Origin of the sequence: Nocardioides sp., assembly GCF_036274455.1 — a bacterium.
Classification (GTDB): Bacteria; Actinomycetota; Actinomycetes; order Propionibacteriales; family Nocardioidaceae; genus Nocardioides.
Genome location: NZ_DASUFR010000021.1, coordinates 1 through 2,527, shown reverse-complemented (window position 1 = coordinate 2,527; position 2,527 = coordinate 1). Strand labels below are relative to the sequence as shown.

The window sequence follows — 2,527 nt, the reverse complement described above, 5'->3', positions numbered from 1 at the left end:
TGTACTGGACGGTCAGCTTGTGGCTGCCCACACCGAGGCCCTTGACCTTGATGGTGTACTTGCCGTTCTTGAGCTTGCCCTTGCCGACCTTCTTCTTGCCGTCCTTGACGATCAGCTTGCCGGTCGCCTCGGGTCCGCCGGTCTTGACGAACTCGTTGGTGACCTTGCCCTTGACGGTGACGACCGCGCCCTTCTTGGCCGACTTCGGGGCCTTGGCCTTGACCGTCGCCTTCTGCTTGCTCAGCGTGATCGTGCCGAGCGGGTTCGGGTTGGCCTGGGTGCACAGCGCGGTGGCCGCGGTGCTGCCGTCGGCCCTGGTCGCGATCACCGTGAACGCCTTGGGCATGCTCACGGTGTAGGTGCCGGCCTTCGGCAGGACGAAGGCGGCGTTGGCGCCCTTGCCGTTGAACGAGGTGGTGGTCGGCCCGGGAGGCTGGGGGGCGTTCCACACGACCGGCGCCTTCGCGACCGTGTCGCCGAAGGTGGCGGCGAAGTCGTCGGACTTGGCACCCGTGACCTGGAGGGTTCCGAGCCCAGTTGCCGTCGCGTTGTCGACGGTGAAGCTGGAGTTGAAGCTCAGCAGGCCGGCCGGGACCGGGAAGCCGGCCGGCGCGGTGCTCGGCAGCAGCGCGATGTCGACGCTGACGTCACCGGCGAATGTCAACAGGGGGTTCACGCAGCTGTAGGTGGTGTGGACCGGGGCCGCCGAGGCCGACGTACTGGTGGCGCCGACGAGGGACGCCGCCGCAAGCGCCGCGGTCGTGCCGCCGATGGCGACACGCGAGGCGAGACGGGCAAAGTTCATCAGGACATGCCTTTCTTCAGATGACGAGGTGCTCCGCCGCAGTACCACTCCCTGACCACGGCTTCCCGGGAGGTTACCCGGCGGAAACAACTCGTGTCACACGGGCATACCTGACATCAGGGGTCGCGACCGTTCCGCCCGGCGACGGCCGGCCTACGCCGGCCCCACCACCGCGGGTGACCCGGGGGGCCGAGATGAGCGGCGACGACGAGGGCCAGGGTTTCTGGACCGGCACCAACGCGCTTCTGACCGGCCTGGTCGTACTGCTGACCGCGGGCGCGGTGCTGATGGTCGTGCTCTTCAAGACCGGCGTCTCCGGTGACGACGACCACCTGGGCTACACCACCGACTACTCCGACGCCGTCGGGATGCTCGAGCACGAGTAGTGGGCGCGGTACGGACACCTGGACCGAATGGCCACGTTGAATGGCCCCGGGTTGGGGGTACCTGCCATGCTGACGACCAGCAGTCATCTCGGTCCCCGATGGCGTTCCCACACTCGTCTGACCCGGAGGTCGAATGACCCTCTTAGACACCCGGACCCAAGGTCCGGCGTCTCACCTGAGCGCCGACGACGTCGAGGCGATCGGCGCCGAGCTCGACGCCATCCGGCAGCGGATCCTGGACAGTCGGGGTGAGCGCGACGCGGCCTACATCCGCCGGGTGATCGCGGTCCAGCGCGGGCTGGAGCTCGGCGGGCGGGCGATCCTGCTCGTCAGCAAGCGGCGCTCGACCTGGTGGCTGGGCACGGTGAGCCTCTCGCTGGCCAAGATCCTCGAGAACATGGAGATCGGCCACAACGTCCTGCACGGCCAGTGGGACTGGATGCGCGACCCCAAGATCCACTCCTCCACCTGGCAGTGGGACCACTCCTCACCCGTGGACCAGTGGAAGCGCGCCCACAACGAGACGCACCACAAGTACACCAACATCGTCGGCAAGGACAACGACCTCGGCTACGGCATCATGCGGGTCGCCGAGGAGCAGGAGTGGCAGCCGCGCCACCTCGCCCAGCCGCTCTGGAACCTGGTGACGGCCTGCATCTTCGAGTGGGGCATCACCATGTACGACGCCGACCTCGGCGACGCGATCCGCGGCAAGCGCGGGATGCCGCAGGAGACGAAGGTCCGGTTGCGCCAAGCGCTGCGCAAGGCGGGCAAGCAGGCCGCCAAGGACTACGTCGTCCACCCTGCTCTCTCCGGGAAGCGGTTCCGCCGCACGCTGGCCGCCAACGCGGTCGCCAACCTCACCCGCAACCTGTGGAGCCACTCGGTGATCATGTGCGGGCACTTCCCAGAGGGGGTCGAGACCTTCGAGCTCGAGGTCCTCAAGGATGACGAGACGAAGGGCGAGTGGTACGTCCGCCAGATGCTGGGCTCGGCCGACATCTCGGGGAGCCCGTTCATGCACCTGATGACCGGCAACCTCTCGCACCAGATCGAGCACCACTGCTTCCCCGACCTGCCCAGCAACCGCTACTCCGAGATCGCGCCGCAGGTCGAGGACCTCTTCCAGCGATACGGGCTGAGCTACAACACCCGGCCGCTGGTCCGCCAGGTCGGCTCGGCCTGGCACCGCGTCGTTCGCCTCTCGTTCCCCGACGGCTGGCTCGAGGAGACCAACCGGCACAACCTGGGCAGCCAGCTGCGCAAGCTGGCCCGCGCTGTACGCAAGCAGCCGCCCGCCTGACCCAGCGTCGGTGCGGACCAGTCCGACGACCGC

At 68.0% G+C, this 2,527-nt stretch carries 3 protein-coding genes; 2 read left to right on the top strand and 1 reads right to left on the bottom strand.

The window, feature by feature from the left end; genetic code table 11:
- Positions 1-805 (bottom strand): DUF6801 domain-containing protein (locus VFV89_RS01700; protein WP_329704159.1); only part of this gene is annotated, 805 nt, incomplete at its 3' end.
- A gap of 194 nt (positions 806-999) precedes the next feature.
- On the opposite strand from VFV89_RS01700, the gene VFV89_RS01695 reads away from it, so the two are divergent.
- Together VFV89_RS01695 and VFV89_RS01690 are read left to right on the top strand one after the other, a co-directional pair.
- The gene (locus VFV89_RS01695; protein WP_329704158.1) at positions 1,000-1,191 is read left to right on the top strand and encodes a hypothetical protein; all 192 of its coding nucleotides are present in this window, start codon (positions 1,000-1,002) and stop codon (positions 1,189-1,191) included.
- A 133-nt stretch (positions 1,192-1,324) separates the two neighbouring features.
- Positions 1,325-2,494, top strand: a complete 1,170-nt coding sequence (locus VFV89_RS01690) for an acyl-CoA desaturase (RefSeq protein ID WP_329704157.1) — start codon at positions 1,325-1,327, stop codon at positions 2,492-2,494.
- The last annotated feature ends 33 nt before the right edge of the window (positions 2,495-2,527 follow it).